Origin of the sequence: Parasphingorhabdus sp., from assembly GCF_039939955.1 — a bacterium.
In the GTDB taxonomy this organism is placed as follows: Bacteria; Pseudomonadota; Alphaproteobacteria; order Sphingomonadales; family Sphingomonadaceae; genus Parasphingorhabdus.
In genome coordinates this window covers 227,533-249,205 of sequence record NZ_JBDVHS010000002.1, presented here as the reverse complement: position 1 = coordinate 249,205, position 21,673 = coordinate 227,533, and the positions used below count along the sequence as shown (strand labels likewise).

General features: G+C 53.4%; 27 protein-coding genes. 15 read left to right on the top strand and 12 right to left on the bottom strand.

Annotated elements, in window-relative coordinates; all coding sequences use genetic code 11:
- Window position 1: 1 nt before the first annotated feature.
- Entirely contained in the window at window positions 2-1,642 is a 1,641-nt protein-coding gene (locus tag ABJG22_RS01500; RefSeq protein WP_348018465.1) for an acyl-CoA synthetase, read from the top strand.
- 22 nt (window positions 1,643-1,664) lie between these two features.
- A complete protein-coding gene (locus ABJG22_RS01495) occupies window positions 1,665-2,573 on the top strand; it encodes a diacylglycerol kinase family protein (RefSeq protein ID WP_348018464.1) in 909 nt (302 codons plus the stop codon).
- Window positions 2,574-2,583: 10 nt separating this feature from the next.
- On the opposite strand, the gene ABJG22_RS01490 is transcribed toward ABJG22_RS01495, so the two are convergent.
- Entirely contained in the window at window positions 2,584-3,474 is an 891-nt protein-coding gene (locus tag ABJG22_RS01490) for an alpha/beta hydrolase (RefSeq protein ID WP_348018463.1), read from the bottom strand.
- A 29-nt stretch (window positions 3,475-3,503) separates the two neighbouring features.
- Between ABJG22_RS01490 and ABJG22_RS01485 the strand changes: the two genes are divergently transcribed.
- Window positions 3,504-3,638, top strand: a complete 135-nt coding sequence (locus ABJG22_RS01485) for a hypothetical protein (protein ID WP_348018462.1) — start codon at window positions 3,504-3,506, stop codon at window positions 3,636-3,638.
- Between the two features lie 64 nt (window positions 3,639-3,702).
- Here the strand turns inward: ABJG22_RS01485 and ABJG22_RS01480 are convergent, their stop codons facing one another.
- The 6 genes from ABJG22_RS01480 to ABJG22_RS01455 form a co-directional block, all read right to left on the bottom strand.
- Window positions 3,703-4,662 carry a ParB/RepB/Spo0J family partition protein gene (locus tag ABJG22_RS01480; protein WP_348018461.1) on the bottom strand — a complete coding sequence of 320 codons (960 nt, stop codon included), beginning with the start codon at window positions 4,660-4,662 and terminating at the stop codon, window positions 3,703-3,705.
- A complete protein-coding gene (locus ABJG22_RS01475; RefSeq protein WP_348018460.1) occupies window positions 4,662-5,444 on the bottom strand; it encodes an AAA family ATPase in 783 nt (260 codons plus the stop codon). Before ABJG22_RS01475 ends, ABJG22_RS01480 begins: the two co-directional genes overlap by 1 nt.
- 28 nt (window positions 5,445-5,472) lie before the next feature.
- Window positions 5,473-6,090, bottom strand: coding sequence for a 16S rRNA (guanine(527)-N(7))-methyltransferase RsmG (rsmG, locus tag ABJG22_RS01470; protein WP_348018459.1), 618 nt, complete (start codon window positions 6,088-6,090; stop codon window positions 5,473-5,475).
- Entirely contained in the window at window positions 6,087-7,952 is a 1,866-nt protein-coding gene (gene mnmG, locus ABJG22_RS01465) for a tRNA uridine-5-carboxymethylaminomethyl(34) synthesis enzyme MnmG (RefSeq protein ID WP_348018458.1), read from the bottom strand. Before mnmG ends, rsmG begins: the two co-directional genes overlap by 4 nt.
- Window positions 7,953-8,026: 74 nt before the next feature.
- The gene (gene mnmE / locus ABJG22_RS01460; protein ID WP_348018457.1) at window positions 8,027-9,328 is read right to left on the bottom strand and encodes a tRNA uridine-5-carboxymethylaminomethyl(34) synthesis GTPase MnmE; all 1,302 of its coding nucleotides are present in this window, start codon (window positions 9,326-9,328) and stop codon (window positions 8,027-8,029) included.
- A gap of 15 nt (window positions 9,329-9,343) precedes the next feature.
- The gene (locus ABJG22_RS01455) at window positions 9,344-9,616 is read right to left on the bottom strand and encodes a DUF6489 family protein (RefSeq protein ID WP_348018456.1); all 273 of its coding nucleotides are present in this window, start codon (window positions 9,614-9,616) and stop codon (window positions 9,344-9,346) included.
- A gap of 133 nt (window positions 9,617-9,749) precedes the next feature.
- Here ABJG22_RS01455 and ABJG22_RS01450 point away from each other — a divergent pair, with 133 nt between their 5' ends.
- Both ABJG22_RS01450 and ABJG22_RS01445 read left to right on the top strand, forming a co-directional pair.
- On the top strand, window positions 9,750-10,448 hold the full coding sequence (locus tag ABJG22_RS01450) for a dienelactone hydrolase family protein (protein WP_348018455.1): 699 nt from the start codon (window positions 9,750-9,752) through the stop codon (window positions 10,446-10,448).
- Window positions 10,445-10,846, top strand: a complete 402-nt coding sequence (locus tag ABJG22_RS01445) for a nuclear transport factor 2 family protein (RefSeq protein WP_348018454.1) — start codon at window positions 10,445-10,447, stop codon at window positions 10,844-10,846. Before ABJG22_RS01450 ends, ABJG22_RS01445 begins: the two co-directional genes overlap by 4 nt.
- A 36-nt stretch (window positions 10,847-10,882) precedes the next feature.
- Here the strand turns inward: ABJG22_RS01445 and ABJG22_RS01440 are convergent, their stop codons facing one another.
- The 5 genes from ABJG22_RS01440 to hemE form a co-directional block, all read right to left on the bottom strand.
- A complete protein-coding gene (locus tag ABJG22_RS01440) occupies window positions 10,883-11,608 on the bottom strand; it encodes a YjbE family putative metal transport protein (protein WP_348018453.1) in 726 nt (241 codons plus the stop codon).
- On the bottom strand, window positions 11,601-11,900 hold the full coding sequence (locus ABJG22_RS01435; RefSeq protein WP_348018452.1) for an antibiotic biosynthesis monooxygenase: 300 nt from the start codon (window positions 11,898-11,900) through the stop codon (window positions 11,601-11,603). Before ABJG22_RS01435 ends, ABJG22_RS01440 begins: the two co-directional genes overlap by 8 nt.
- An 18-nt stretch (window positions 11,901-11,918) precedes the next feature.
- Window positions 11,919-13,175, bottom strand: coding sequence for a transcription termination factor Rho (rho, locus tag ABJG22_RS01430; protein WP_348018451.1), 1,257 nt, complete (start codon window positions 13,173-13,175; stop codon window positions 11,919-11,921).
- Between the two features lie 145 nt (window positions 13,176-13,320).
- Window positions 13,321-13,764 carry a CopD family protein gene (locus ABJG22_RS01425; protein ID WP_348018450.1) on the bottom strand — a complete coding sequence of 148 codons (444 nt, stop codon included), beginning with the start codon at window positions 13,762-13,764 and terminating at the stop codon, window positions 13,321-13,323.
- Window positions 13,761-14,795, bottom strand: a complete 1,035-nt coding sequence (gene hemE, locus ABJG22_RS01420; RefSeq protein ID WP_348018449.1) for a uroporphyrinogen decarboxylase — start codon at window positions 14,793-14,795, stop codon at window positions 13,761-13,763. Before hemE ends, ABJG22_RS01425 begins: the two co-directional genes overlap by 4 nt.
- Before the next feature lie 300 nt (window positions 14,796-15,095).
- Here hemE and ABJG22_RS01415 point away from each other — a divergent pair, with 300 nt between their 5' ends.
- The 10 genes from ABJG22_RS01415 to ABJG22_RS01370 all read left to right on the top strand — a co-directional run bounded on the left by ABJG22_RS01415 (window position 15,096) and on the right by ABJG22_RS01370 (window position 21,613).
- A complete protein-coding gene (locus tag ABJG22_RS01415; protein WP_348018448.1) occupies window positions 15,096-15,941 on the top strand; it encodes a pyruvate, water dikinase regulatory protein in 846 nt (281 codons plus the stop codon).
- The gene (locus tag ABJG22_RS01410; protein WP_348018447.1) at window positions 15,910-16,539 is read left to right on the top strand and encodes a Maf family protein; all 630 of its coding nucleotides are present in this window, start codon (window positions 15,910-15,912) and stop codon (window positions 16,537-16,539) included. Before ABJG22_RS01415 ends, ABJG22_RS01410 begins: the two co-directional genes overlap by 32 nt.
- Window positions 16,536-17,354: a shikimate dehydrogenase gene (aroE, locus tag ABJG22_RS01405; RefSeq protein ID WP_348018446.1), complete on the top strand. Its 819-nt coding sequence runs from the start codon at window positions 16,536-16,538 to the stop codon at window positions 17,352-17,354. The genes ABJG22_RS01410 and aroE overlap by 4 nt, the downstream gene beginning before the upstream one ends.
- Window positions 17,351-17,959: a dephospho-CoA kinase gene (gene coaE, locus ABJG22_RS01400; RefSeq protein WP_348018445.1), complete on the top strand. Its 609-nt coding sequence runs from the start codon at window positions 17,351-17,353 to the stop codon at window positions 17,957-17,959. Before aroE ends, coaE begins: the two co-directional genes overlap by 4 nt.
- Window positions 17,960-17,986: 27 nt before the next feature.
- Window positions 17,987-18,685 carry a DNA polymerase III subunit epsilon gene (dnaQ, locus tag ABJG22_RS01395; protein WP_348018444.1) on the top strand — a complete coding sequence of 233 codons (699 nt, stop codon included), beginning with the start codon at window positions 17,987-17,989 and terminating at the stop codon, window positions 18,683-18,685.
- Between the two features lie 46 nt (window positions 18,686-18,731).
- Window positions 18,732-19,304: a ribosome-associated translation inhibitor RaiA gene (gene raiA, locus ABJG22_RS01390; RefSeq protein WP_348018443.1), complete on the top strand. Its 573-nt coding sequence runs from the start codon at window positions 18,732-18,734 to the stop codon at window positions 19,302-19,304.
- A 128-nt stretch (window positions 19,305-19,432) separates the two neighbouring features.
- Complete coding sequence (locus ABJG22_RS01385) at window positions 19,433-19,900, top strand: PTS sugar transporter subunit IIA (RefSeq protein WP_348018442.1); 468 nt, start codon at window positions 19,433-19,435, stop codon at window positions 19,898-19,900.
- Window positions 19,901-19,909: 9 nt separating this feature from the next.
- Window positions 19,910-20,389: a PaaI family thioesterase gene (locus tag ABJG22_RS01380; RefSeq protein ID WP_348018441.1), complete on the top strand. Its 480-nt coding sequence runs from the start codon at window positions 19,910-19,912 to the stop codon at window positions 20,387-20,389.
- Window positions 20,390-20,408: 19 nt separating this feature from the next.
- Window positions 20,409-20,720: a DUF1491 family protein gene (locus ABJG22_RS01375; RefSeq protein WP_348018440.1), complete on the top strand. Its 312-nt coding sequence runs from the start codon at window positions 20,409-20,411 to the stop codon at window positions 20,718-20,720.
- A gap of 206 nt (window positions 20,721-20,926) precedes the next feature.
- A complete protein-coding gene (locus ABJG22_RS01370) occupies window positions 20,927-21,613 on the top strand; it encodes a cell wall hydrolase (RefSeq protein ID WP_348018439.1) in 687 nt (228 codons plus the stop codon).
- Window positions 21,614-21,673 lie beyond the last annotated feature (60 nt).

The window sequence follows — 21,673 nt, the reverse complement described above, 5'->3', positions numbered from 1 at the left end:
CATGACCTGGCAAATGGCCGATATTTGGGAGAATATTGCAGAAGCAATTCCTGACAAACCCGCGATCGTTGATGGTGACAAACGCTACAGCTGGTCGGAATATGAAAACCGGGCCGCTAGAGTCGCACAGGTACTGGCCGACCACGGCCTGAAAACCGGCGCAAAGCTCTCTATCTATTCCTTCAATTCGGCAGAATATCTGGAAAGCCAATTTGGTGCCTTCAAAGCCCGTATCACGCCGGTCAACGTCAATTACCGCTATCTCGAAGCGGAGCTGACCCATGTTATCAACAATAGCGACAGCGAAGCTTTGATCTTCCAGGCTCAATTTGCGCCGCGGGTTGCCGCGATCCGCGATCAGTTAGAACAGGTCAAACTCTTCCTCGAAATCGACGATGGATCGGGTGAGCATCTCGAGGGCGCGATAAGCTATGAAGAAGCGCTGCAAAGCGCGGAGCCAATGCCGCCAATCCAACGGTCCGATGATGACCTATATATGCTCTATACCGGCGGCACGACCGGCATGCCCAAGGGCGTGATGTACGATCATAAAAGCTTTGCCAGCGCTTTGCTCGCGAAGGGGTTCGAGATGCGCGAGATGGAGCCGCCAACCGACGCTTCCAGCTTCGGTCCCCTGGTCCAGCAACTGCATGCTGCCGGGACGACGGGCCGTTCGATTCCGGCCTGCCCACTGATGCACGGCACCGGCATGTGGATCGGCGGAATGATCCCGCACAGCCTCGGCGGCTGCGTCGTGCTATTTGACAACAGCCATTTTGATCCGGCGGCCCTGTGGCAATTGGCCGCAGACGAGAATGTCACCGATATCACCATCGTCGGCGATGTTTTTGCCAAGCCGATGCTTGCGGCGCTGGAGGATGCCAAAGCGGCCGAACAATCCTATGACCTGTCTTCCCTTCAGATGATCGGATCATCCGGTGTCATGTGGTCGACCGAAGTCAAACGCGACCTGCTGGGCCATCTCCCCCATATGGCGATTGTCGACAGCATGGGCTCGACAGAGGGCAGCATGGGAACGTCAATCACCACGGTCGAAAATGTCGACATAGACCAGACCGCAAAATTCGAGATGAATCCGACAACCAAGGTGCTGACCGAAGAGGGCAAGCCGGTGACGCCCGGTTCCGGCGAAATGGGCCTGATCTGCAACGGCGGGATGGTACCACTGGGCTATTATAAGGACGAAGCCAAAAGCGCCGCCACCTTCAAGACCTTTGACGGCGTGCGCTATTCAATCCCCGGTGATTTCGCGACGGTCGAGGCCGATGGCTCGATCACCCTACTCGGCCGAGGCTCGGCCTGCATCAACAGCGGCGGCGAAAAAATCTTTCCCGAAGAAGTGGAAGAAGCGCTCAAAACCCATGATAGCGTCTATGACTGTCTGGTCGTCGGCATAGCCGATGATCGCTTTGGTCAAAAAGTTACCGCGGTCCTTTCGCTGGCTGCCGGCGCCGAGTTCGACGAAGCCGTGCTAAATGACCATGTTCGCTCGAAACTTGCAGCCTATAAGGCACCGCGGGCCATTGTGCTGGTAGACGATGTGCCCCGTGCCGCCAATGGTAAGGCCGGCTATAAGGCAGCCAAAGAAATCGCGTTGGAGCGGCTGCAGGTGCCAGCATAGACCCATCAAACGAAAGCGGGCGATGATAGTCGAACTTATTCACAACCCGGCTTCCGGTACATTTGATGCATTCCAACTGGATCTTCTTGCTCAGGCCTTTCAGGCTTGTGGCGCAGAAGTACGGATGGGCCGAACCGAGAAAGACGGGGGATTTGAAATTGACCCCGATTGCGATCTCGTCTGCGTTTCCGGCGGTGATGGCGCTTTGCGACTGGTCGTTGCATCCATGGTCCGGGCCGGGCTGTCCAAACCGCTTTGCATATTTCCGGCCGGCACGGTCAATCTGGTTGCAAAAGAGCTCGGCTATGCGGGTGATCCAGAATTATTCGCTCGTGAAATCATGGCCGGGTTTCTTGCCGAAAAAACAGCACGACTGAAAGCGCCGCTTGCGGCCAGCGATGAACAACCTTTTGTCGCGTGCATCAGTGCCGGACCCGACGGGCAAGCGGTAGCCCGGCATAATCCAAAGCTGAAGAAACGCATTGGCGGGGCGGCCTATGCTTGGTCACTGATCCGGTTGCTCGGTGATTGGCCAAAGCTGCGCTTTTCTCTAGCCGTAGAATTGCCCGATGGTGAAAAAACACAGCTGAGCAGCACCGCCTTTTACGTCATCAAAGCCCATCATTATGCAGGAAACTGGACACTAGCGCCGGCAGCGCACATGGGGGCAGACATATTTTATCTGATATCACTGACCCGAGCACGGCGTCGAGATTTTTTCCGTTTTCTAGCGACTATAGCTCGTGGCCGCGATCCGGCGACGCTCGATTTCGTTGAATCCCTGCCCGTCCGTCGTTTCACGATAGCCGCAGAAAATGAGCCTTCCAGAATGGCGAGCTTTCAGGTCGACGGGGACATGTTGGAAGAACAGCCCCGCGAAATCAGCATGACGGGCACAACGGTCATCTATTGCCTGCCACATCTCGATTAAGCCCGAGCTATCAAATCGTCTGGCAATGCTCCGCGATCAGGGCGACCATCTTCGGCAATATGCTCGGTGGCAAATCATGGCCCATGCCATCGATCAGTTCGAACCGGGCACCATCGATATACTTCGCAATATCCTGGCCACAAACATGGGGGATAAGAGGATCGTCTGCGCCATGTATGACCAGCGTGGGCGCCATGATCCGTTTGGCTACCGGCCTCAGATTCCCGCTATCGATAATCGCAGCCATTTGCCGCTTTGGACCCGGCGGATAAAATGCGCGTTCTTGCGCCAATTTCATCAATTCCCGCCGTTCCTCCGGACGGTTACGCCCTTCCTCCGAGGCAATGATAGAGGAAAATTCCAGGCCAAGCTCCAAGGCTTCCTCCGGCGTCCGCGGCTTTGCTCTTGCGGTTCTCATCAGCACTTTACGCACTTCAGCGGTTGCACCCGGCAAGTCCGGGCCATTGGTCGACGACATCACCGGTGTGAATGACAATAGCCGATCGGCATGATCCGCAGCGATCAGCTGACCGATCATGCCACCCATTGAAGCCCCGACAATATGGGCCTTATCGATTTTGAGCGCATCGAGTACGCCCACAGCATCTCTCGCCATATCGCTCAAATTATAAGGCGCCATTTGGCGCTTGCGGAAAAAACGCTTGGTGATCATCTGCCGGATGAGATGGGGCGCCTGCACGCCATCAAACTTGTAGGAAAGCCCAACATCCCGGTTATCAAACCGGATGACCCGGAACCCCTTTTTGACGAGCCCTTCAACCAAATCCATCGGCCAGTAGACGAGTTGCGCGGTATAACCCATGACCAGCAATATGGCTGGATCCTCCGGGTTTCCGTGATCCTCTACTTCAATATTGATACCGTTGGCTATGACTTGCATGGACAGTTCCTGATCTAGGCGAAAGCAAAATGAGTAACAGAAAGCGCGGACGTTACAAGCTTCGGACCTCTCTCACCGGAACCTGTCTTTCCGCTCAGTTGCGCGGCACGACTTTTATCGATGCAATGCAGGTCCATTGGAGAAATTCCGGCATGACGTCATGATAGAAATTCGTACAAGTATTTGATATAAAGGTATTTTATGGAAATTACCGCTGGCGGCAGTGACCTAGATATGTTCACCCGTCAGGCGCTGACAAATCAAGTCGAGCTGATCAAGGTTGGCATATTGGATCGTCATCGCACCGCCCTGCCCCTCGGATTCAATTTTCACCTTAAGCCCAAGCAAATCCCCGAGATGGGTTTCCAACGCCTTAATATCGGCGTCTGTTTCGGACATGCTAGCCTGTTTTTTTCCCAACAAGGGGCTTTTACCCGATAGCGCCTTGCGGACCTGTCGCTCAACATCCCGAACGGACATGCCCTGTTTGACGATTTGGGGTGCCAACTCTTCGGCATTGGGCGCGTTGATCAGCGCCCGGGCGTGGCCCATGGACAGTTTTTCATCGACAACCAGCGCTTTCACACTGGCCGGCAATTCGAGCAAGCGCATCAAATTGGCGATATGGCTCCGCGATTTCCCGACAACTTCGGCCAGGCGCGCCTGACTATGGCCGAAATCCGTGCTTAGCTTCGCATAGGCCTCTGCCTCTTCGATGACGTTGAGGTCCTTACGCTGAACATTCTCGACAATCGCGATTTCTAGCGTTTCTTCATCGCTCAGATCACGAACCACTGCCGGGATTTGATGCAAACGCGCCCGTTGTGCGGCTCGCCAGCGACGCTCACCCGCAACGATCTGAAAATTCTTGCCATGGGGGCGGACAACAATTGGCTGAATCACACCGCGTTGCCGCATGCTATCGGCCAACTCATCCAACGCGTCGGTGTTAAACGTCTGGCGCGGCTGATCCGGATTGGGCCGAATATCGGAAATCGCTATCGTGCGCAGGCCATCAATGACCGTGGCTGGAGCGGGCGTGGTGCTTTCGCCGTCCGCAGCGACCGCCGTGACAATCGGTTCTTCGCGCTGGATTTCTCCGAACAGGCTGTTCAGCCCTCGGCCCAAGCCGGTAGCCCGCTTCGGTGGCTTTTTGTTCTTATCATTCAATATTTTATCGTCTGCCATCAGGCGGCCGCCTTTCTATCCGGCAAGCGCGCAATCAGCTCGCGAGCCAAGTCGATATAGGCAACGGAACCGGTGCACCGATAATCATAGATCAATGCGGGAAGACCGTGGCTTGGCGCTTCGGACAGACGGACGTTGCGCGGAATGACGGTTTCGAAAACAACATCACCCAGACAGGCCCGCACATCGTCCGACACCTGTTCGGTCAGTTTATTACGACGGTCATACATGGTCAGGACGACGCCCATGACCGAAAGCTGACGGTTGAATCGGGCGCGAATACGCTCGACCGTCTGCAGCAATTGGCTGAGACCTTCCAACGCAAAAAATTCGCACTGCAGTGGCACTAACAGAGACTCCACCGCGACCATCGCGTTGAGTGTCAACAACCCCAAAGACGGCGGGCAATCGATCAGACAAATATCCCAAAGACCGTTATCCGCTGCATCCAGTGCTTTTTTGAGCCGGTGAGTCCGTTCTTCAAACTCGACCAGTTCCACTTCCGCTCCGGAAAGGTCTACGGTGGCCGGAACCAGATCCAGCCCCGGCACCTGCGTTTCATTCACGCAATCCGCCAACGGCAGTTCATTGATCAGCAGATCATAGCTGCTGTTCACACGATCACCTTGCGACAGCCCGAGGCCTGTGGATGCATTGCCTTGGGGGTCTAGATCAATAAGCAGGACTTTCCAGCCACTTGCGGCCAGCGCCGTTGCCATATTAATGGCTGTCGTGGTCTTCCCTACTCCGCCTTTTTGATTGGCTATTGCGATACGAACCATGGTCAGCTCAACCTTATGAAACAGGTTTCTAGCCCTTTCCCACCAATATTCCGGCGTTCGGATCGGTCAAACTATGTTCCACGTGGAACATTTTTTGCCGTTTTGGCGACAGGCCTTTAAGCTCCCTTACCGCATTTTTGCCCTTTGGTAATAGCCAAACCGTCTTTTCTGTGGAAAACCGGTGCGAAAGTGGGATGAGCCGATCCAGAGGGGCAAAGGCACGAGCGCTGATGATATCGGCAGAAAAGCTATCAATATTCTCTAATCGGTCGTGAAAAACGGCAGCATTTCGCTCAATTTCAGCCTGTTCGATCACTTTGTTGAGAAATTCGCATCGGCGTTTTCGCGATTCCACCATGCGAACTTGATAAGAGCTCAGGATAGCAATCACCATACCCGGGAAACCGGCACCGGTCCCAAGGTCCAGCCAGATCATATCCTTATCCGGCTTTGGAGCCAAAAGAAGAAGCTGGGCGCTGTCCACAATATGGCGTGCCCACATGTGATCGGCGCTTGATTTGGAGATCAGATTCTGGTGCAGCATTTCCTCGCGTAGCAAGGATATGAACCGTTCGAGGCGCTCCCATGTTTCACGTGGAACATCAAAATTCGCGCTAATCCAGGCTTGCGCCTCGTCTTCCGTCATGCGGCCATGTTCCTGCTATCCCGGCGGCGAGCGTGGACCAATATCGCTGCCAGTGCAGCGGGCGTTATGCCCCGGATCCGGGATGCGGCGGCCAATGTTTCAGGCTGTGCGGTTGTCAGCCGTTCGACCATCTCGTTCGATAATCCGGCGATCGCGGCATAATCCATATCATCGCCCAGACGAATTTGTTCATTGGCTCGGAGATCGCGTAATTCCGATTCCTGCCGCTCGAGATAAGGCGCATAGCGAGCGTCTTCCTCAATCTCCTGGATCAGGGCTGGATCAGAATCCCGCAAACATGCTTCCAACCCTTCCAATGACGAGATTGAAATATTGGGAAAACGGAGCCAGGCGAACAGGCTTTGCTTCGTGCCATCGCGCCGAACATCAACTCCCGCCTTCGCCAAATCCTCGCTGGAATAGACATTTTCGAGCGCTGCCAGAATATCGTCACGGTTTTGAAGACGGGCTGTGAACCACTCCGCCCTCTCCTGCGAAACGCACCCTGTTGCCATCGCAATGGGGGTCAATCGCGTGGACGCATTGTCGGCCCGAAGCCGCAGTCGATACTCTGCCCGCGCGGTGAGCATGCGATAAGGCTCCGTAACGCCCTGCAGCACCAGATCATCAATCATCACGGCCATATAGCTAGTGCCACGGTCTAGCGCCGGTACATCGACGCCTTGGACTGCACAGGCCGCTCCGATGCCGGCAATCAAACCCTGAGCAGCGGCCTCTTCATAGCCGGTCGTGCCATTTATCTGGCCCGCACAATAGAGACCCTCCAGATCACGGACCTTGAGGGACCGGTCCAATGCACGGGGATCAATATGATCATATTCGACCGCATAGCCCGGAACCAATATCTCGGCCTGCTCGAGACCTTCCATAGTGCGCACGAAATCAAGCTGAACATCAGCGGGCAGCGACGTACTAATACCATTTGGGTAGACCAAATTGGTGTCGAGGCCTTCCGGTTCCAGAAATACCTGATGGGAGTCACGATCGGCGAAACGATGAATCTTGTCTTCAATCGAAGGGCAATAGCGCGGTCCTTGCGCATCAATGGCACCGCTGAAAAGCGGTGACCGGTCAAGCGATGCGCGAATGATATCATGCGTTTTGGCAGCCGTGCGACTGACAGCGCAAAATGTTTGGGGAACCGCTCTTCCCTTGGACAAGGGCGACATGGTCCACTCGTCATCATCTGACGGCTGCTCCGGCAAAGCCGCCCAATTGATCGTCCGGCCATCGAGCCGCGGTGGTGTCCCTGTTTTCAGGCGAGCGATAGGCAGTCCGGCGTCACGGATCTGCTGCCCCAGAGAAACCGACGCAGCCTCACCCGTCCGTCCGCCTTCGACGGTGTCTTCACCACGGAACAATTTCCCATTCAAAAAGGTGCCGGTTGCTAGGATCACAGCCTCGGCATTGATCTCCGATCCGTCTGCTAAACGGATACCTGTGATCCGCGACTGTGAGAGAAGCAGGCTAGCCACTTCCCCTTCGACAATCGTCAGATGGTCCTGCGCATCAAGCATGTCATGGATGGCGGCTTTATACAGCTTACGGTCCGCCTGAACGCGTGGTCCCTGCACTGCCGTGCCCTTGGACAGATTGAGCATGCGATAATGAATGGCCGCAGCGTCCGCTGCGCGGCCGATCAACCCGTCAAAAGCATCGACTTCCCGCACCAAATGGCCTTTGCCCAGCCCGCCAATAGCCGGATTGCAAGACATGGCACCAATGCTTTCCTTGGTGAAGCTGACTAATGCTGTGGACATGCCCATACGCGCGGCAACAGCGGCTGCCTCACAACCAGCGTGGCCTCCGCCCACAACAATGATGTCAAATGTCCGCGTCATGCCGCGGGCCATAGCGGAAGCCGGTTTATAGGTCAAAATCTACCGGTGTTAAGAATCTGTTCCACGTGGAACAATCACTTCCCGATACAGAATTTTCCGAACAGACCGTCGAGCATATCTTCAGTGCTCGCTTTGCCGGTAATCTCATCTAGCGCCTTACGCGCCATCCGCAGATGTTCTGCGACGATCAGATAATCGGACTCATCGATCATGGCCTCTAGGCTAGAGCAAGCGGCGGTCAGCCGATCGGCCTGGCGAGCATTGACGCTGACCTGATCTCCATCGGGAAGAATATCTTTGGCGCGTGTCACCAAATCATCGACGAGAGCATCCATGCCCTGCCCGCTAACCGGTGAGAGCGTGAAAGCCTTGGCACCCTTCGGGCGATGTTCCGGATGATCGCTGCGAGAGCTAATCTCGATCAGATTATCAGCACCTGCCGGCCCCTGCCCTTCGTCGCCCAGCCATAGGATGATATCGGCAGCAGAAAATTGCGCGCGCGCGCGGTCGATGCCAATTTGTTCGATCGTCTCGGCGCCGCTATCGCGAACACCGGCAGTATCGATGAAAAGAAATGGTATTCCCCCCAAGCCAATGGGCACTTCGATCACATCGCGCGTTGTGCCCGCAATATCCGACACGATGGCCGCTTCTCGCTCGACCAATGCATTGAGCAATGTTGACTTGCCACTATTGGGCGGACCGCCAAGCACCACCCGAATGCCATCGCGCAGCTTCTCCGCGCGCGGACGCTGCAAGAGATTGCGCATTTCCTCGACCAGTGGATTAACGGCCTGTTGGATCATCGCTGTTTGTTGCGGGGCGACATCATCTTCGTCGGAGAAATCAAGTTCCGCCTCAACCAGCGCAGATAGTTGTAATATACGTTGCTGCCAATCGTCGACCTTGCGCGACAATCCGCCACCGGCATTGCGGACCGCGGCTTTTCGCTGCAATTCGGTTTCAGCAAAGAGCAGGTCGGACAGGCCTTCTGATTCAGCTAGATCCATTTTCCCATGGGTGAAGGCCCGGCGGGTGAATTCACCCGGTTCGGCCTTGCGCAGCCCTTCCATTTGTTCCAGCGCTTGCTCAATCGCCCGGATTACCGCCCGGCCGCCATGGCAGTGAATCTCCGCCAAATCTTCCCCCGTTGCGCTATTCGGGCCCGGAAACCAGAAGCATAAGGCCGCGTCCAAAAGCTCTCCACTAACCGGATTGGTGATATTTCCTAGAGTTGCAACGCGCTGTTTTGGTAAATTTCCTGTTAGGGATTCGAGCGCCTGTCCGGCCAAAGCCCCGCTAACCCGCAGGATTCCTATGGCTGCTGGTGGTTGTCCGCTGGACAGCGCAAAAATGGTGTCATCAGCGGACAACATGTCAGGAAACGTCCGTTAGTCCGACTTTTTCTTGGAGGAAGATGATTTCCCACCGGTCGAAGAAGCGCTCATTGCGCCGGTCAGAAAGGAGGAGAACATCTTCAGACCAGCCTCACCCATCGGCGCGATGATCTTGGTGAAATTCTGAAGCTGTTCCGCCGAATTCGCACCTTGCAAGAATTTGGACATTTCCTTGACGTAGCTTTCGTTTAGCTTGCCTACGTCAGGCAGGCCGATCAATCGGCGCGCCTCTTCCGGCGTGCAGTCCAGTTCAACGGTGACTTTCATTTTGTCTTCCTCTACTTGGCCGTTGCAGCGAAGTTCCCTCCCTCACCCAACAGGTTGATGTTCCACCTTGCCTGTCGCTGATATGGGGATATTGTGCCCCAAGAATCAAGTCATGATACAAAGGAACTGTAAGATGGGTGCAATGGAACAGGTGAAAACACTGAGCGGAGATGCAGATTTTCCCTGTTATGTCGCCAAGCCTGATGGAAAAGCCAGCGCCGCCATCATCGTGATCCAGGAAATATTTGGCGTCAATGACGGGATCAGTGCGAAATGCGACCATTGGGCAAGCCTTGGCTATCTCGCCATTGCTCCGGATCTGTTCTGGCGGATCAACGACAAAACGGACCTCGATGCCGACGTGCAGGCCGAATTTGAAACCGCACTCGATCTGATGGGCAAGTTTAATCAGGATCAAGGCATCCGCGATATCGAGGCCGCCATCCATTTTGCGCAGACAGAGACCAGCAATCACAAGGTCGGCTGCGTCGGCTATTGCCTTGGCGGCCGTCTCGCCTTCATGACCGCCTGTCGCACCGATATCCGGGCGTCTGTTGGCTATTACGGCGTTGGCATCGACGGGCTGCTAGGGGAAAAACAAGCGATAGCCCATGATGTAATGCTGCATATTCCTACCGCCGATGGCTTTGTCCCTGCAGACGCGCAAGCCGCGATGCACGCCGGACTGGATGACCATCCAAAGGTTGCGCTGCACGATTATGACGGCCTCGACCATGGCTTTGCCGCTCAATTCGGCAAGCGCCGGGACGAAGCAGCCGCAACATTGGCCGACAACCGCACCGAAGCATTTTTCAAGGAGCATCTGGCATGAGCACACAGGATAATCTGAAGGTCTGGCACGACCATTTCGAAGATAAGGGTGGATCCGGTCTGACCGATCAGATCGCCGATGACGCCGTGTTCCACTCCCCCGTTGTGCACACGCCCCAATCCGGAAAACATATGGTCGTCGCCTATCTCAGCGCAGCCGACGTGGTGCTCGCCAATGACAGTTTCCGCTATGTCCGCGAAATTGTCGACGAGGCAAAAAACACCGCAATGCTGGAATTTGAACTCGAGCTCGACGGCATTCAGGTGAACGGTGTCGATATAATCCACTGGAATGACGAAGGCAAGATTCAGGATTTCAAAGTGATGGTCCGCCCATTGAAGGCGATCAACAAGGTCTGGGAAGAAATGGGCAAGATGCTGGAGAAGATGAAGGGTTAGATCAAAAGGCTGGGAGCAATCCCAGCCTTTTCGTAATCAAAACAGCGTCAGCACACCAATCGTTTGTTCATCACCCACTAGGCCGGAATAGATCATCTTGCCGGCGACATAGATGATGACCGCCAGCCCCAGATAGGCAATCCATTTGTACCGCTCGATATATTTGGCGATGACATTGGCGGCGAGGCCCATTAGGGCGACCGAAAGTATCAGACCGACAACCAAGATGCCTGGATGGTCGCGCGCGGCTCCAGCAACGCCCAATACATTGTCGAGGCTCATCGAAACGTCGGCAGCCATGACCGCCCAGGCCGCCCCCCAAAAGCTTTTCTTCGATGCGATACCACTATGTTCATCGCCTTCAATTTCCGGAGATCCGTCGGATTCTCCTTCGTGGAAAATCTCGCGGTAAAAACTCCACGCGACCCAGAGCAAAAGCAACCCGCCAGCCAGCACTAGGCCAACAATCTGCAGAAGCTGCACCACAATCAGCGCGAATAATATACGCAGCACTAGTGCCGCACCGATACCCATCAATATGACCTTGCGTCGTTGGTCCGCTGGCAGACCGCCAGCCAGCGCGCCAACGGCGATTGCATTGTCAGCGGCAAAAACCAGATCGATCAGGATGACCTGACCAAAAGCTGCCAAGGCTTCGGGCGTGCCGATCTTCGAAAAATCGGTGAGAATCGCTTGCCAGATTTCAGCGGGCGAACCGAGCCCCGAGGCGGCGGCGGAAAAGATGGAAATCAGGTCAATCATGGAGAATAGATGGTCCGTAATAGTTCACTGTCGGCATAGGATCATAAAAATCATGAAGCAAGCCACGCCATTGTTGATATTCTGCTGATTGCCGAAACCCATCACGATGCGATTCAATTGTATCCCATTTGATCAGCAGTAGATAGCGATCAGGATCATCGGATGATGGCCGTATCTCTATCGACTGAAAACCGGGTTGTGCGGCTACAAGCGGCTTGGCTCTCGCCATCGCCAATTCAAAATCACCCGACTGCCCTGGCCGGACCTGCAATATGGCATGTTCGACGATCATCAGGGCAGTCCGGTAAGCTTATTGATTCATACTGTCGAAGAAATCGTCGTTGGATTTTGAATCCTTCATCTTGTCGAGCAGGAATTCCATCGCGTCGATCGTACCCATTTGCATGAGGATACGGCGTAGCACCCACATTTTCTTGAGCTTCTCGTCCTCGACCAGCAGCTCTTCCTTACGCGTGCCGGATTTCCCGACATCCAGCGCTGGGAATATGCGTTTGTCAGAGACTTTGCGATCCAGGACAATTTCCGAGTTACCGGTGCCCTTGAATTCTTCAAAGATGACTTCATCCATCCGGCTACCGGTATCGATCAGCGCCGTTGCAATGATCGACAGCGAACCGCCTTCTTCAATATTCCGGGCAGCACCGAAAAAGCGTTTCGGACGTTGCAGAGCATTGGCATCGACACCACCGGTGAGAACCTTACCAGAGCTTGGTACCACGGTGTTATAGGCACGGCCCAGACGGGTGATCGAGTCCAGCAGAATGACAACATCATGCTTATGCTCGACCAGGCGCTTGGCCTTTTCGATCACCATTTCGGCAACCTGTACGTGGCGGGTCGCTGGCTCGTCAAAAGTCGAGCTGATCACTTCGCCCTTCACCGAACGCTGCATGTCGGTAACTTCTTCCGGCCGTTCGTCGATCAGCAAAACCAGCAGATAGACTTCCGGATGATTGTCGGTAATTGCTTTGGCAATATTCTGTAGCAGCACGGTTTTACCGGTCCGCGGTGGCGCCACGATCAAAGCACGCTGGCCTTTACCCTGTGGCGAGATAATATCGATCACCCGAGCAGACTTGTCTTTCTCTGTCGGATCAAGACTATCGAGCTTGAGCTTCTCATCCGGATAAAGCGGCGTGAGATTGTCAAAATTCACCCGGTGACGAACCGCATCAGGAACATCGAAGTTGATCGACGTCAATTTGGTCAGCGCGAAATAGCGTTCGCCATCGCGCGGTGCCCGGATTTCGCCTTCGACCGTATCACCGGTGCGAAGACCAAATTTGCGGACCTGGTTGGGAGACACATAAATATCATCAGGGCCGGCGAGATAATTGGCATCAGGTGAGCGCAAAAATCCAAACCCGTCGGTCAGCACTTCAATCGTGCCAACGCCCATGATCTGTTCGTCATTGTCCGCCAGTTCTTTCAGGATTGCGAACATCAAATCTTGTTTGCGTAGGGTGGAGGCACCCTCGACGCCCAGCTCTTCCGCCATAGAGACGAGATCGGCGGGCGATTTTTCTTTTAATTCTTTTAAATGCATGGAGGTTTATCCAAATATGTCAGGAGGTTATTTTTTATAATGCATGTGCGCAGCTGGTTGCTGTTTACGATTCACATGAATATTCGCCCGGACGGGCTTTGGCGCTCAATTACGCCTTTGTCATTTGAGTGTCAACCAAGCCCGGTCAAAAGGGTTTGATGATCACCAATATTACGATGATCGCAGCAGTAATACCCGGAACTTCATTGACCAACCGCAAGCCTTTGTCGCTCATCGTCCGCTCACCTCTGGCAAGTTTTTTGACATAGCCGATCATCCAACCGTGATAGCCCGTCAGCAACAATGCCACGAGCAATTTGGCATGAAACCAGCCCTGACTGAAAGCGCCAATATTGTAGGCCAGTAACAATCCAAGCACCCAGACAATGATCAGCGAAGGATTCAGAATGATCTTGCGGAGCTTACCCTCGCGTTCAATCCATTTGCCATCTTCTTCGGAACCAACCGCGCATTCTTGATGATAGACAAAGAAACGCGGCATCATGAACAGCCCGGCCATCCAGAAGATCACAAAAATAAGATGTGCAGATTTGAGCCAAAGATAAAGCATAGAAATATATTCGTTCATTGCCTCACAAGTGTAAGCAGCTTTTCAACATGTGCAATGGGCGTATCCGGCAAAATCCCGTGACCCAGATTAAAAATATGCGGCCGTTCGCTGAAAATATCGAGAATGTGCCGAACCGATTGTTCCAACGCATCACCCCCCGCGATTAGCGCCAGCGGGTCAAGATTTCCCTGCAACGGCAAGTCCCGCGGCAGATTTTTATGCGCCCAGACCGGATCAACGGTTTCATCGAGACCAATCGCATTGGCACCGGTTTCATTGGCATAAGCGATCAATTTGGCCCCGGCTCCTTTTGGAAAGCCGATGATCGGAAAATCGGGATGGACTGCCTTTAGCCGCGAAATAATCTCGGCATTGGGGGCAATGACCCATTTTTCAAATTGTGCTGGGGATAGAGATCCTGCCCAGCTGTCGAACAGCTGAACCGCATCCACGCCAGCCTCGATCTGACCCAATAGATAGGTGACTGTATTATCGATGATAGCGTCGATCAGTTCGCCAAAGGCTGTTTCATCCTGATAAGCAAAGCGACGGGTCGCTGCCTGATCCTTGCTGCCCTGACCATTGACCATATAAGTCGCGATCGTCCAGGGACTGCCTGCGAAGCCCATGAAGGTGGTTTTGCTGTCTAGCTGTTCAGCGACCCTGCGAACCGTTGCATATATGGCTTCAAAATGCTCAGGAGCACCCTCTAGAAAGCCCAAAGCGGCGTCCAGTAGCCTTGGTGCCAACCGAGGTCCTTCACCTGCCTCAAACCAGAGATTCTGGCCCATCGCATGGGGCACGATCAAAATGTCGGAGAACAAGATCGCACCGTCAAAATCAAAGCGTCTAATAGGCTGTAAAGTGACTTCTGCCGCTGATTCAGCATCATAGCAAAGCTCCAGGAAACCGCCTTTCTTGGCACGCAATTCCCGATATTCCGGTAGATAGCGTCCAGCTTGCCGCATGAGCCAGACCGGCGTTTGATCGGTTTTATTGCCGAGCAATGTCTGGAGCAAAATTTTCTGGGATTCATTTTCGTGCGGCATAGAAAGAAGGTGATCCAATATATTATATAAGTATTTATTATAAATTGTTGTTGATGATAGAGCGTGGAAAATGCGGTAACCCGCTAGCACCGCAAACACAAACAGATTGACAGGCGGGGGTAAACGGAAAATTTACCGATTCTAAAAATTGATCCCTGCTATCCACAGCCTGTTGATGGAATCTGTCAATGTTGGTTGGCTGTGGATGGATTTTCGGGAATCGGGGAAGAATATCCCTGAGCTGCTTATCCACATTTTCATCCCTTGCTTTATCCCCCGCGAAATCACAAAGCTTAGTGCATGAATCGACTTCATCTTCATATGCTCTCCGATTCAACGGGAGAGACCCTGGAAAATATCGCTAAGGCGGCATTGGCCCAGTTTGATGGCGTTGAGATTATCAAGCATTTCTGGCCTATGGTCCGCTCCGAAAAACATCTCAACCGGATATTGACTGAGGTTGCGGATAACCCCGGGCTGGTGATTTTCACCATCGTCAACCGCGATATCAGGGTAAAGTTGGAACGTGAGTGCCGGCATCTCGGCCTGCCGTCGGTTCCGGCGCTGGATACGGTTACCGATGCGCTGTCCAACATGCTTGGACAAGAAGCCAAAGCCCGGCCGGGCCGCCAGCATGTTTTGGATGCGGCCTATTTCGCCCGGGTTGAGGCGATTCAATTCACCATTGCTCATGATGACGGGGTTGGTTGGGAAAATTGGGAAGAGGCAGATATTGTGCTCGCAGGTGTTTCGCGAACCTCGAAAACCCCTACATCCATCTATCTAGCCAATCGGGGCTATAAAACCGCCAATATTCCAATCGTACCGGAATCTCCGCCCCCCGACGCTCTGTTTCATTTGAAGAATCCACTCGTTGTGGGTTTGATCACGGGGGCCTCGCGGCTAGTGCAAGTTCGGCGCAATCGTTTATTGTCTCTGAACCAGGCGCCGGAGACCGATTACGTCAACGAAGATAAGGTCAAAGCGGAAACCCAATACGCTCGCCGGATGTTCGCCGACAATGGCTGGCCGACGATTGATGTGACACGGCGCTCGATCGAAGAATCGGCAGCGGCAATCATCAATCTCTATAACGAACGTCATATCGATTCTGATGATCATCAAAAGGTCGGTGACGGTGAATGAGGAGCCGCTGATATTGGCTTCGAAAAGCAAGGCGCGGCATGCGATGCTGACCGCTGCCGGTGTGAATGTTGAAGCGGTGGCGCCCAATGTTGATGAAGAGGCGCTCAGAGAAGGACTCAAAACTGAAGGTGCAACGGCCCGCAATCTGGCCGATGCGCTAGCCGAGGCCAAGGCTGTTCGTCTGTCGCGGCGGATTGGCGGCGGATTGATATTGGGTGGTGATCAAATTCTCGCACTTGAAGATGGTAAGATGCTCGACAAGCCTGTCGATCCCGCTGAGGCGATGGCGCATCTGAAAATGCTGTCCGGTAAAAAGCACAAATTGTTCAGCGCTGCAGTCATCGCCGAACAAGGGACTCCGGTGTGGCGGCATATCGATATTGCGACGCTTTCCATGCGGTCGCTTAGCGACAATTTCATTGAGCAATATGTTGAATCGGAATGGGACAATATTCGGCACTGCGTCGGCTGTTACGAGATTGAAGGCAGGGGCGCTCAGCTATTCTCAACCATTGTCGGCAGCCAGTTTACGATCATGGGTCTGCCGCTTTTGCATCTTCTGGATTATCTTCGCATTCGAGGAATTATGCCATCATGACCACCGATATTCCTTATGCTGAAGTGATTGGTGATCCAATCGCCCATAGCAAGTCTCCGCTGATCCATAAGTTCTGGCTTGAGCGATTGGCGATGGAAGCGGATTATCGTGTCTGTCACGTTACGCCAGATGCATTGCCTGGCTATATTGAGCAGCGGCGTGCGGATCCGGCATGGCGCGGTTGCAATGTGACCATACCGCATAAGATAGAAATCCTTGATCTGGTCGCAGATCCGGGTGGCGTTCGCGACAAGATCGGAGCGATGAACACGATTGTACGACAAGCAGATGGTAGCTTGATCGGAACCAACACCGATGCGGCTGGTTTTCTGGCGCCGATTGCCGACACCGATTGGTCAAAAAAACATGCAGTAGTTATTGGCGCAGGCGGTGCCGCACGGGCGGTTTTATTCGCGCTGAAACAGGTGGGTATCGGTGAAATCACCATTATCGCGCGCAGTGGATTGAAAGCAACCGGCTTGTTGATGCAAGCCTCTGCCAAAGGTAGTGTTTTGCCGATGGATGCTCGATTGCCGGAGGCCGACCTGCTTATCAATGCCAGCCCTTTGGGCATGACTGGCAAGCCGCCGCTCGAGATAGATCTGGATCCCCTACCTACTGACGCATTGGTATATGATCTTGTCTATGTACCCTTGGAGACGGGACTCTTAAAGGCCGCCAAACAGAGGGACCTGGCTGTGATTGATGGTCTAGACATGCTGATCGGGCAAGCGGCGCTCGCATTTGAACTGTTTTTTGGAGCGACACCGCCGGTCGAGCATGATGCGGAACTCAAAAAGCTGCTGATCGCATGAAGAAATCCGACAAGCCTTATATTATCGGCCTGACCGGTTCCATTGGCATGGGAAAATCTACGGTTGGCCAGATGTTTGTCGATGAAGGCGTTCCGTTGTTCGATGCAGATGCGGCTGTGCACCAGCTGCAGGGACCGGGCGGCGCTCTGGTGGATGCGATCGAAGCCTTGTTTCCGGGCAGCACGAACGAGGATGGTGTGGACCGGCAGAAGCTCGGAGCGGCGGTACTGGGTAATCCGGATTCTCTGAAACAGCTCGAAGGATTGATTCATCCGGCGGTTGGAGAAATGCGCTTGGCCTTTCTTGCAGATAATCGTGACGAGCCCTTGATCCTGTTCGACATCCCGCTGCTTTTTGAAAAAGGCGGCGCCGAGGGTGTCGATCATATAGTTGTTGTATCCGCGGGTCCGGAAGATCAGCGGGCGCGTGTTCTGGCTCGTCCTGGTATGACCGAGGAACGGTTCGAACAGATAAAAGCGCTGCAAATGCCGGACGCGGAAAAACGGCAAAAGGCTGATTCCGTGATCGATACGTCGGTGCCACTGGCAGAAACACGTCAACATGTGCAAAAACTTGTTCGAAAACTGAAAGCTTCCCTTGCGTAACCCGGAGTAGAGTCCGATATTGGCCTTATGCGGGAAATAATTTTCGACACCGAAACCACCGGCTTTGATCCTCAAAATGGTGACCGGATGGTTGAAATCGGTTGTATTGAAATGATCGACCGGGTTGAAACCGGCCAGACCTTTCATTGTTACTATAATCCAGAGCGTCCGATGCCAAAGGCTGCAGAGGATGTGCACGGTCTTTCTGATATATTTTTGTCCGACAAAAAGCTGTTCGCTGCCGGTGCAGAAGAATTGCTGGTCTTTCTCGGCGAAGCGAATCTTGTCGCTCATAATGCCCAGTTTGATTTCAAATTTCTCAATGCTGAGTTCGTGATGTGCGGATATAAACCGATTTCACAGTTTCGCATGGTCGACACATTGGCGATTGCCAAGTCGAAACATCCGGGGGCTAAATTGTCCCTCGATGCACTATGCTCGCGCTACGGCATTGACCGCAGCCATCGTGTGAAACACGGCGCGCTTCTTGATGCGGAACTGCTGACCCAGCTCTATATTGAGTTGACCGGCGGCCGCCAGATCGGGCTCGGTTTGGCAGAGGATCGCAGCCCTGATGCCTCAGCGGCTAATGCCCGAGCCACAACACAACGGACAGAACGCCGACAGATCATGCCCGTGCGGGAACATTCTGCGACTGCAGAGGAATTGGTCCGGCACAAGAGCTTTATGGACGGGATTGAAAACGCACTCTGGTCCGAAAATTGACTGCATCATAAATTGTGTAGCGGTGTAGAAAAATAGGAGAATGAATATGGAAATTCGTGTTTCGGGACATCAGGTTGATACCGGTGACGCACTGCAAACCCATGCAGAAGATCGAATGAATGCGATCGCCAGCAAATATTTTCCGAAAGCGATTTCAGCCCATGTCACTCTGAGCAAAGCGCCGCACGGGCATTTCAAATGCGATATTGTGAATCATGTCATGCAGGGATTGATGTTGAAATCCGATGCTGAGGCGGGCGATGCCCATCAGGCTTTTGATCAGGCCGCCGACAAGGTTGAAAAACAGCTTCGGCGCTATATGCGGCGGTTGAACGACCATCATGTTCAGGCACAATATGCTGCAAAACAAGAAGATGCGGCCTATCGCGTGTTTGAAGTAGACGAAGAGGAAGAGGAAAGCGAAGTCAATGGGGAAGCGCCTCCGATCATTGCCGAAACCAGCACTGACATTCCGGAAGCCAGCGTATCTAACGCCGTTATGATGATGGATTTGCGCAATACCAACGCCCTATTGTTCAAAAACTCTGGTACTGGCGCCCATAATATGGTTTATCGCCGCTCCGACGGCACAATTGGTTGGGTAGAGCCGCATAATTGATAGAGTCATATCGCTGCAAACAGGCAGATGATTGACGTTTTTGACGGTTGGTCCAACGCGCACCGGCGTCCGAATTCTGGTAAAGTTACAGAATTGGCCGAGTTTTACCGGGACAAAAGGAATGAGTAATGACTGCTTTGTCCATTCGATTGGAAATCGCTGCTGTTCGGGATTGCCCCGGCGATTGCAGCAAGGACGACATTTTGGCGATCATCGCCCGTGTTGGGCAGGAATGCTATGGCCTTGATTCTGCGTCCATTGAGTCCGGTTTGATCGCTCGCGAAGCACTGGGGTCTACCGGATTCGGGCGGGCGATTGCGATACCGCATACGAAATTGGCGAGTCTCGACCATTGTGTCGGTATTTTCCTCCGTCTTGCCGAGCCTGTTTCTTTCGATTCTCACGATGGCAAGCCTGTGGATCTGATGTTCGCTTTGTTGTCCCCGGAAAAAGGTGGGGTTGAGCATTTAAAGGCCTTGGCTGCGATTTCCCGATTCTTGCGGGATGATCAGATGGTTGCAAAGCTTCGGGGAGCGGCGGGTCAGGATGCGCTTTATTCCTTGTTGAATAAACAGCGTGAGCAGCGGGCGGCCTGATCGTTGACCATGGCAGACGAAACGAAAACTGATATGGAAAGTGGCGGCGCGCAGGAGCATTTCCGAGCGTTAGAGCGCCTATATGCGGAAGCCCCGATCAATCAGTTGTTTCAATCACGTTTGGAAATCGCAGAAGCCGGTCTGGCGCGCATATATTTTGACGTTGATGAGCGATATTATCACGCAGCTGGTGCTGTGCATGGCACGGCCTATTTCAAGATGCTCGACGATGCGGCTTTTTATGCGGCCAACAGCCTGGTTTCCGACCGGTTCATTCTAACGACCGCCTTCAACCTGCTTTTCACCAAACCGTTGAAATTCGGACAGGTTACGGCGGAGGGGCGCTGGGTTAGCGGTAAGCGCCGGGTCTTTGTCGCCGATGCGCGGTTGATCGATAGCGAAGGCGAAGAAATTGCTCGGGGTACCGGGACGTTCATGCGTTCGCATATCCCGCTGGCGTCCTTGCCGGGATATCAAAAGGGTGATTGAACCGCGACTTTCTGCGGAAATGAAGGTTAAAACGCTTCTTAGATTGGCGGATCAAAATGGTGGATTCGGAGCCGTTTTGAAAAAAGGTGACCGGATATCCGGCGCTATCCTGATTCAATGCGTTGAAAAGGGGGAAAATCCTAAGCTTCTGGAGAATATGCCATCGCTCGACGGGTCTCCCAACTGGCAGGCAATATGGCCGCAAAACACTGATAATAATAGAGAATTATCTGATTATATTGCTCAAAGATTCCGTTTTGACTCCGATATGTGGTTAATAGAACTGGACATCCCGGATGCGGAACGGCTCATCGCCGAAATGGGTCAGTAAACTTGACTTTATTGTTCAAATCCATATTTGGCACCCAACTTTGATGCGCAGGTTGCCGTTTAGTGATGTCAACAAGGACAGGCGGTAAACACGCAGACGGGGAGAACAGAAATAGGGCTCGGTTTTGGTTTTTTGGCTCTATTTTTGGTGATTTTGGCGAGAATGCCATGATTCACTCTGGTCTCACCGCATAAAAATACAGGTTTATGAGCAAAATTCTTCGTGCAGCAAGCGTCTTTTCGCTTGCCATTACTACGGTTGCGGCATTGTCCGTCACCGATGCGTCTTTTGCATTGGAAGCAACTGACGAAACGCCTGAATCAGAAATTTTTGTTGATCCAGCCGTGCTGGAAGCAGAGCAAGCAAATCAGACGATTATGTTTGCTGAGCCAAAAGAAATTGTCGCTGAAATCCCACAAGAAGTTTTGGACGCTGACAAGATCGCCAATAGCGAAGCCGCTAATTTCACCAACAGTGGTGCAACCTCCTTGCGCCAGCTGGTCAGCCAGCAATCGGTCGGTGGTTCGCTGGACGCTGAAATGGAGTGTCTCGCTGGCACTGTCTATTTCGAATCGAAAAGTGAATCGCTGAAAGGCCAATTGGCCGTCGCGCGGGTGGTCTTGGCGCGTGTCGCATCGTCCCGTTTTCCAAATTCCATATGCGGTGTTGTCTATCAGCGCCGGCAGTTTTCCTTCATCCGCGGCGGAAAAATGCCTCGTATCAACAAAGGCCATCAGCAGTGGCGTAATGCGGTTGCGATTGCCAAAATTGCGGTCAATGATGGATGGAAAAGCGAGGTCGAAGGCGCGCTCTTCTTCCACGCACGCTATGTTTCTCCTCGTTGGCGGTTGAAGCGGATGGCCCGGATAGAAAATCATATTTTCTATCGCTAGTCACAGCGTAACGATCGAATGCATAGAGGCTCCCTTTTGGGGGCCTTTATTTTGTTCTTT

Excerpts from the sequence above, each read along its gene's own strand:
- ABJG22_RS01500 (WP_348018465.1), top strand. The coding sequence starts at position 2 with ATGACCTGGCAAATGGCCGATATTTGGGAGAATATTGCAGAAGCAATT.
- ABJG22_RS01495 (WP_348018464.1), top strand. The coding sequence starts at position 1,665 with ATGATAGTCGAACTTATTCACAACCCGGCTTCCGGTACATTTGATGCA.
- ABJG22_RS01490 (WP_348018463.1), bottom strand. The coding sequence starts at position 3,474 with ATGCAAGTCATAGCCAACGGTATCAATATTGAAGTAGAGGATCACGGA.
- ABJG22_RS01485 (WP_348018462.1), top strand. The coding sequence starts at position 3,504 with ATGAGTAACAGAAAGCGCGGACGTTACAAGCTTCGGACCTCTCTCACC.
- ABJG22_RS01480 (WP_348018461.1), bottom strand. The coding sequence starts at position 4,662 with ATGGCAGACGATAAAATATTGAATGATAAGAACAAAAAGCCACCGAAG.
- ABJG22_RS01475 (WP_348018460.1), bottom strand. The coding sequence starts at position 5,444 with ATGGTTCGTATCGCAATAGCCAATCAAAAAGGCGGAGTAGGGAAGACC.
- rsmG (WP_348018459.1), bottom strand. The coding sequence starts at position 6,090 with ATGACGGAAGACGAGGCGCAAGCCTGGATTAGCGCGAATTTTGATGTT.
- mnmG (WP_348018458.1), bottom strand. The coding sequence starts at position 7,952 with ATGACGCGGACATTTGACATCATTGTTGTGGGCGGAGGCCACGCTGGT.
- mnmE (WP_348018457.1), bottom strand. The coding sequence starts at position 9,328 with ATGTTGTCCGCTGATGACACCATTTTTGCGCTGTCCAGCGGACAACCA.
- ABJG22_RS01455 (WP_348018456.1), bottom strand. The coding sequence starts at position 9,616 with ATGAAAGTCACCGTTGAACTGGACTGCACGCCGGAAGAGGCGCGCCGA.
- ABJG22_RS01450 (WP_348018455.1), top strand. The coding sequence starts at position 9,750 with ATGGGTGCAATGGAACAGGTGAAAACACTGAGCGGAGATGCAGATTTT.
- ABJG22_RS01445 (WP_348018454.1), top strand. The coding sequence starts at position 10,445 with ATGAGCACACAGGATAATCTGAAGGTCTGGCACGACCATTTCGAAGAT.
- ABJG22_RS01440 (WP_348018453.1), bottom strand. The coding sequence starts at position 11,608 with ATGATTGACCTGATTTCCATCTTTTCCGCCGCCGCCTCGGGGCTCGGT.
- ABJG22_RS01435 (WP_348018452.1), bottom strand. The coding sequence starts at position 11,900 with ATGATCGTCGAACATGCCATATTGCAGGTCCGGCCAGGGCAGTCGGGT.
- rho (WP_348018451.1), bottom strand. The coding sequence starts at position 13,175 with ATGCATTTAAAAGAATTAAAAGAAAAATCGCCCGCCGATCTCGTCTCT.
- ABJG22_RS01425 (WP_348018450.1), bottom strand. The coding sequence starts at position 13,764 with ATGAACGAATATATTTCTATGCTTTATCTTTGGCTCAAATCTGCACAT.
- hemE (WP_348018449.1), bottom strand. The coding sequence starts at position 14,795 with ATGCCGCACGAAAATGAATCCCAGAAAATTTTGCTCCAGACATTGCTC.
- ABJG22_RS01415 (WP_348018448.1), top strand. The coding sequence starts at position 15,096 with ATGAATCGACTTCATCTTCATATGCTCTCCGATTCAACGGGAGAGACC.
- ABJG22_RS01410 (WP_348018447.1), top strand. The coding sequence starts at position 15,910 with ATGATCATCAAAAGGTCGGTGACGGTGAATGAGGAGCCGCTGATATTG.
- aroE (WP_348018446.1), top strand. The coding sequence starts at position 16,536 with ATGACCACCGATATTCCTTATGCTGAAGTGATTGGTGATCCAATCGCC.
- coaE (WP_348018445.1), top strand. The coding sequence starts at position 17,351 with ATGAAGAAATCCGACAAGCCTTATATTATCGGCCTGACCGGTTCCATT.
- dnaQ (WP_348018444.1), top strand. The coding sequence starts at position 17,987 with ATGCGGGAAATAATTTTCGACACCGAAACCACCGGCTTTGATCCTCAA.
- raiA (WP_348018443.1), top strand. The coding sequence starts at position 18,732 with ATGGAAATTCGTGTTTCGGGACATCAGGTTGATACCGGTGACGCACTG.
- ABJG22_RS01385 (WP_348018442.1), top strand. The coding sequence starts at position 19,433 with ATGACTGCTTTGTCCATTCGATTGGAAATCGCTGCTGTTCGGGATTGC.
- ABJG22_RS01380 (WP_348018441.1), top strand. The coding sequence starts at position 19,910 with ATGGCAGACGAAACGAAAACTGATATGGAAAGTGGCGGCGCGCAGGAG.
- ABJG22_RS01375 (WP_348018440.1), top strand. The coding sequence starts at position 20,409 with ATGAAGGTTAAAACGCTTCTTAGATTGGCGGATCAAAATGGTGGATTC.
- ABJG22_RS01370 (WP_348018439.1), top strand. The coding sequence starts at position 20,927 with ATGAGCAAAATTCTTCGTGCAGCAAGCGTCTTTTCGCTTGCCATTACT.